The sequence below is a fragment of the Streptomyces chlorus genome (assembly GCF_042655885.1).
GTDB classification, from domain to species: domain Bacteria; phylum Actinomycetota; class Actinomycetes; order Streptomycetales; family Streptomycetaceae; genus Streptomyces; species Streptomyces chlorus.
The window spans coordinates 1-6,545 of record NZ_JBHSOA010000080.1; the positions used below are offsets into that span (position 1 = coordinate 1).

A 6,545-nucleotide genomic window follows, 5' to 3' on the forward strand; every position below is an offset into this window, starting at 1 on the left:
GCCGCCGGCGCCCACCGCATAGGCGACCAGCCGCCGGTCCCCCGGCCGGTCCTCCCGCACCACGGCCACCGCCTGCGCCACCCCGGCATGCCGGGCCAGCACCGCCTCGACCTCCCCCAGCTCGATCCGGAAACCCCGCAGCTTGATCTGGTCGTCCGCGCGGCCGACGAACACCAGCTCGCCGTCTCGGGTCCAGCGCACCAGGTCCCCGGTGCCGTACATGCGCGAGCCCGGGGCATCGAACGGGTTCGCGACGAAGCGGGTGGCAGTCAGCCCCGCACGTCCCCAATACCCTCGCGCGAGCCCTGAACCGGACACGTACAGCTGTCCCGCGACGCCGGGTGGCACCGGGCGCAGGAACTCGTCCAGCACGTAGACCCGGGTGTCGGTCACGGGGCGGCCGAGCGGCGGATGCTGCCGGCCCGACAGGGGTTCGCTCATCGTCGCGCAGACGGTGGTCTCGGTCGGCCCGTAGGCGTTGATCATGCGGCGGTCCGAGGAGAACCGCGCCACCTGGTCCGGCCTGGTCGCCTCACCGGCGACCACGAGCACCATGCCAGCGGGCAGCGCGTCGTCGGTGAGCACCGGCAGGGCCGACGGCGGCAGGGTCGCGTGGGTGATGCCGTGCTCCGCGACGAGTTCCGCCAGCGGCTCTCCCGGCATGAGCCGGTCCGGTGAGGCGAGCACGAGCCGGCCCCCCGACAGCAGTGCCATGCAGATCTCCCATGCCGCGGCGTCGAAGCTCAGCGAGGCGAACTGGAGGACGCTGCTGCCCGGCCCGGCGCCGAGGCGGGTGATGTGCGTGTGGGCCAGGCCGGCCAGTCCGCGGTGGGTGACCGTGACGCCCTTGGGCAGGCCGGTCGAGCCGGAGGTGTAGATCAGGTACGCCGGGTGGTCCGGCCGCAACGGTCTGACCCGGTCGTTGTCGGTCGGCGCGTGCGACGGCATGCCGTCGTCCGGGCCGCCGGGCAGGTCCTCGAAGAGCACGTGGGGGACCTCGCCCGGCGGCAGGTCCGCCGCGGTCCTGCCGGTGGTGATGAGGAGCGCGGGGGCGGCGTCGCCGAGCATGTACGCGATTCGTTCGCCGGGGTAGCCGGGGTCGATCGGGAGGTAGGCGGCGCCCGCCTTGTGAACGGCCAGCACCGCCGCGACCATCTCGGCCGAACGCGGCATCGCGATCGCCACCAGGTCCTCGGCTCCGATACCGCGGCCGATCAGGTGGTGCGCAAGGCGGTTGGCGATCGCGTCCAGCCCGGCGTAGCTGAGGCTGCGGTCGTCGTCGGTCACCGCGGTCGCGTCCGGCCCGCGCCCGACCTGCTCGGCGAAGAGATCCGGGAACGTGCGGGGCACGATGCCGCTGTCGGTGTCGTTCCGGGCGACGGTGAGCTCCCGCAGTTCCGTTTCGCCGAGGACGTCGATGTCGCCCAGTCGCGCCTGCGGGCGGGCCACGACCTGTTCCAGCACCCGGCACAGCGCCCGGGCGAACATGGCGGCGGTGGGCTCGTCGAACAGATCGGTGGCGTACTGCAGCACGCCGTCCATCCCGGCGGGGTTGCGCTGCTCGTCCCCGTGTTCCTCCAGGCTGAGCAGCAGGTCGAACTTCGCCCGCCCGGTGTCCACCTCGTGCGCGTCGAGTGCGAGATCGGCGAGGGTGCTGCCGAAGCTCTCCTGGGGCCGCACTGTGAGGGCGACCTGGAACAGCGGGTTGTACGCCAGCGACCGCGTGGGGCTGACGAGCTCGACGAGCCGCTCGAAGGGCACCTCCTGGTTGCTGTAGGCGTCCAGGTCCGTGGCGCGGACGCGGTCCAGGAGGTCACGGAAGGCGGGGTTGCCCGAGGTGTCGGTGCGCAGCACGAGCGTGTTGGCGAAAAAGCCCACCAGGTCGTGGGTGGCCTCCTCGTCGCGGCCGGCCACCGGCGTACCCAGCGGGATGTCGGTGCCCGCGCCCAGCCTGGTCAGCAGCGCGGCGAACGCCGCCTGCACCACCATGAACACCGTGGTACCGGTCGTACGCGCCAGCTCGGCCAGCCCGTCGTGCAGACGCGTGTCCACGGTGAACTCGACGGCCGCGCCCCGGTGGGAGGCCACCGCGGGGCGTGGCCGGTCCGTGGGCAGGTCCAGCTCCTGCGGCAGCTCCGCGAGCTGGTCGCGCCAGTACGCCAGCTGCCTCGACATCACGCTGGCCGGGTCGTCCTCCGAGCCCAGCACCTGCCGCTGCCACAGGGTGTAGTCGGCGTACTGCACCGGCAGCGGTTCCCACTGCGGCGCGCGGCCCGTCGTCCGTGCGGAGTAGGCCTGGGTGAGGTCCCGCACCAGGGGCGCCAGCGACCACCCGTCCGCAGCAATGTGGTGCACGACCAGCGCCAGGACCCACGCCGTGTCCGGCTCGGTCTCGAACAGCCAGGCCCGGAAGGGTATCTCGTCGCCCAGGTCGAACACGTGCCGCGCGACCTCGCCGATTCGCTCGGCGGCCCGGTCCGGCCCGGTCCGCTCCACCACCAGCTCCGGCACCATGTCCGGGGCGACGGCGTCCCGCACCACCTGGCGGGCCCCCTGCTCGGTGTCGGCGAACACGGTGCGCAGACTCTCGTGCCGGGCGACCACGTCGGCCAGCGCGGCCCGCAGCGCCGCGACGTCCAGGGCGCCGGTCAGGCGCAGGACCAGCGGAATGTTGTAGGTGGGGCTCGGCCCCTCCACGTGGTGCGTGAACCACAGGCGCTGCTGGGCGTACGACGCCGGCACGGACTCCGGGCGCGGTACCACCGCGGTCAGCGGCAGCCGGTCCGCCGTCCGCGCGCCGATCGCGTCAGACAGCTCGGCGACCGTCGGGTGGTCGAAGACATCGCGGATCGCCACCTCCTCGCCCAGTGCCGCACGCAGCCGCGACACCAGCCGGGTCGCCAGCAGCGAGTGACCGCCGAGCTCGAAGAACCCGTCGTCGATACCGACTTCGTCGACGCCGAGGACGTCGGCGAACAGCCCGCACAGGATCTCCTCGCGGGGGTTGCGGGCGGGCCGTGACGAGGGCCGGGCCGCCGGGTCGGGAGCTGGCAGCGCCTTCTGGTCGATCTTTCCGTTGGGGGTCAGGGGGAAGTGGTCGACGCTCAGGACGGCGGAGGGGACCATGTACTCCGGAAGCCGCCGTTTCATGTGGGCGACGAGGTCGGCTTCGGAGGTGGGCGCAGCCGGGATCACGTAGGCCACCAGGTGCCGCCGGTCCGGCTCGTCCTCGCGAACGAACACGGCCGCCTGCGCGACGTGCGGATGCCGGCCGAGGACGGTTTCGACGGCGCCCAGCTCGATACGGAAGCCGCGCAGCTTGACCTGCGTGTCGGCGCGGCCGAGGAACTCGATGTTCCCCTCGCCGTTCCAACGCACGATGTCACCGGTGCGGTACATCCGCTCACCGCCCGCGCCGAACGGATCGGCCACGAACCGGTCCGCGGTCAGGTCCGGACGGTTCCAGTAGCCCCGAGCCTGCCCGGCCCCGGCGATGTACAGCTCGCCCGCGACGCCGGAGGGCGCCGGCTGCAGCCGCTGGTCCAGCACGTAGACCCGGGTGTTCGCCAGCGGGCGGCCGATCGGGAGGATCGTGCGTGCCGCATCGTCCGCCGTGGTCGGATGGCGCAGGGCGAACGTCGTGGTCTCGGTGGGACCGTAGACGTTGAACACCGTCAGCCCCGGGCACGCCGTGTGGACCCGTGCGACCGCGTCCGGCGGTACCGCCTCGCCCCCGGTCCACACCTGCCGCAGGGCCGCCAGGCACTCCGGGTCCTCCTCGGCCACGACCCGGAACAGCGCCGTGGTGAAGAAGGCGGCGGTGACCCCTTCGTCGGTCAGTACCCGGCGCAGTGTGGGCACGTCGAGATCTCCGGGGGGAGCCATGACCACCGTGCCGCCCCGCAGCAGGGGAACCCACACCTCGTACGTCGAGGCGTCGAACGCCAGCGGCGAGTGGGCCAGCACCCTGCGATGCGCCTCGTCCTCGGCCCACCGCGGGTCGGAGACGAACTCGGTGATGGCGCGCCGCGGGATGCCGACGCCCTTGGGTGTGCCGGTGGAGCCGGAGGTGAAGACGATGTAGGCCAGGGTGGCCTGGTCTGCCGAGGGCAGTTCGGTGTCGGCGGTGTCGGCGTGATCGGCGGGGTGGTCGGGGTCGAGCACGGGCAGGCCCCAGGCCGCGGCCGTGGCGGTGTCGGCGTGGTCGGCGAGTACCAGCTCGGCGCCGACGCCGGTGAGCACCTCCCGCACCCATGCGGCGGGGTCCGTCACGCGCACCGGCACATACGTCGCACCGGCCTTCATGACCGCCAGGAGCGCCACCGGAACGCTGACGGACCGTTGCATCGCCACGGCCACCCGCGACTCCACCCCGACGCCGCGGGCCGCCAACACGCGCGCAAGCCGCTCGGCCCGGGCGTCCAGCTCCGCGTACGACAGCGTTTCGGCGCCGGAGCAGACGGCGGTCGCCTGCGGCGTCGCCGCCACCTGCCGATCGAACAACCCGGTCATCGTCGCCTCGGGGACCGGAGCCGCCGTGGCGTTCCGCTCGACCAGCAGCAGCTCCCGGCCGGGCCGGCCGAGCACGTCCAGCGATTCCACCGGGCGCTGAGGGGAGGTAACCGCCTGCTCCAGTACCCGCACCAACCCGGACGCGAGCCCTTCGGCGGTCCCGGCGTCGAACAGGTCGGTGCTGTACCGCAGCGTGCCCTGCCACGCCGACGCCTCCTGGAGGCCGTCGGCGAGCGAGAACTCCAGGTCGAACCTGGCCGCTTCGGTGTCGACCTCCGACGCGCTCGCCTCAAGGCCAGGAAACTCCGCCAACGCCGCCGACGTCACGCCCTGATCGGCGTTGGCGAACGCCAGCATCGTCTGGACCAGCGGATGCCGCCCGGCCGCGCGTGGCGGGTTCAGCACCTCCACCAGGTGCTCGAACGGCACGTCCTGGTGCGCGTACGCCGCCAGGTCCGTCTCGCGAACGCGGTCCAGCAGCTCCGTGAACGTCGGCTCACCCGAGACGTCGACCCGCAGCACGAGCGTGTTCACGAAGAAGCCGACCAGGTCGGCCAGGGCGTCGTCGGTACGGCCCGCGACGGGCGTCCCCACCGAGATGTCGGAGCCGGCCCCGAACCGCGACAGCAGGGCGACCAGCGCAGCGTGCACCACCATGAACATGGTGCAGCCCCGCTCACGTGCCAGCTCCTGCAGACCCGAGTACACCGCCGCCGGCACCTGGAACGGCACCTGGCCGGCCGCGTACGACGCGTCCACCGCACGGGACCGGTCCGCCGGCAGCGGCAGTTCCTCCAACAGCCCGGCGAGGTGCTCCCGCCAGTACGCCAGCTGGCCGGAGAGGACACTGTCCGGATCGTCCTGCGCCCCCAGCAGACGCCGCTGCCACAGCGCATAGTCCGCGTACTGGACCGGCAGCTCCCGCCATCGAGGAGCAAAGTTCCCTGTCCGCGCCGCGTAGGCCGTCGCCAGGTCGCGCAGCAACGGACCGACGGACCACCCGTCTCCCGCGACATGGTGCACCACCATCGCCAGCACCCACGCGGTGCCGGAGTCGCCGGAGTCGCCGGGGCCGTCGAGCCGGTAGAGCCTCGAGCGGAAGGGGGGCTCGGCGGACAGGTCGAACTCCCTGCGGGCCAGCCGTCCGAGTTCGGCGTCCAGGTCCTCCTCCGCCAGCCGCCGCACCGGGAGTTCCGGTTCGGCCGCCGGGTGCACGACCTGGCACGGCACGCCGTCGTGCTCGACGAGGGTGGTGCGCAGGCCTTCGTGGCGGGCGACCACGTCGCCGAGCGCGGCACGCAGCGCGGCCACCTCCAACGGCCCCGAGAAGCGCACCGCGAGCGAGTAGTTGTAGATCGCGCTCGGCCCTTCCAACTGGCCGAGGAAGTACATCCGTTGCTGCGCGAACGACGCCGGCACCCGTTCGGGTCTGGTCTCCGCCCGAACGGCCGGTCTCGCCTCCCGTCTCGTGTCCAGCGCCGCCGCCAGACGTCCGACCGTGGGGTGGTCGAACAGGTCCCGAATGGACAGTTCGGCACCCAGGGCGGAACGGACGCGCGAGACCAGGCGGGTGGCCAGCAGGGAGTGCCCGCCCAGCTCGAAGAAGTCGTCGTCGATGCCGACCGCGGGAACCGCCAGCACGTCGGCGAACAGGTGGCACAGGATCTCGGTCCGGGGGTCCTGCCCGCTTCCGGGCGTCGTCGACACGTCCGGGTCGCCGTCCGGAACGGGGAGCGCCGCGCGGTCGATCTTGCCGTTGACTGTCAGCGGCAGCGTCGCCATCGGAACGAACTCGGCGGGGACCATGTGGTCGGGCAACCAGTCCCGCACGAACTCGCGCAGCTCCGCGGCGCCGGGCTCGTCGTCCGTTTCGGCGAACACCACGTAGGCCACGAGCCGCTGGTCCCCGGGGCGGTCCTCGCGCACGAGGAGGGCCGCCTGCGTCACCGCCGGATGCCGCACGAGGGCGACCTCGATCTCGCCGAGTTCGATGCGGAAGCCCCGCACCTTCACCTGGTCGTCGACCCGGCCGA

General features: G+C 72.8%; 1 protein-coding gene. It reads right to left on the reverse strand.

Translation table 11 applies throughout. The features are described 5' to 3' along the window. A partial coding sequence (locus ACFPZI_RS30365) for an amino acid adenylation domain-containing protein (protein WP_381369762.1) occupies window positions 1-6,545 on the reverse strand: 6,545 nt, incomplete at both ends.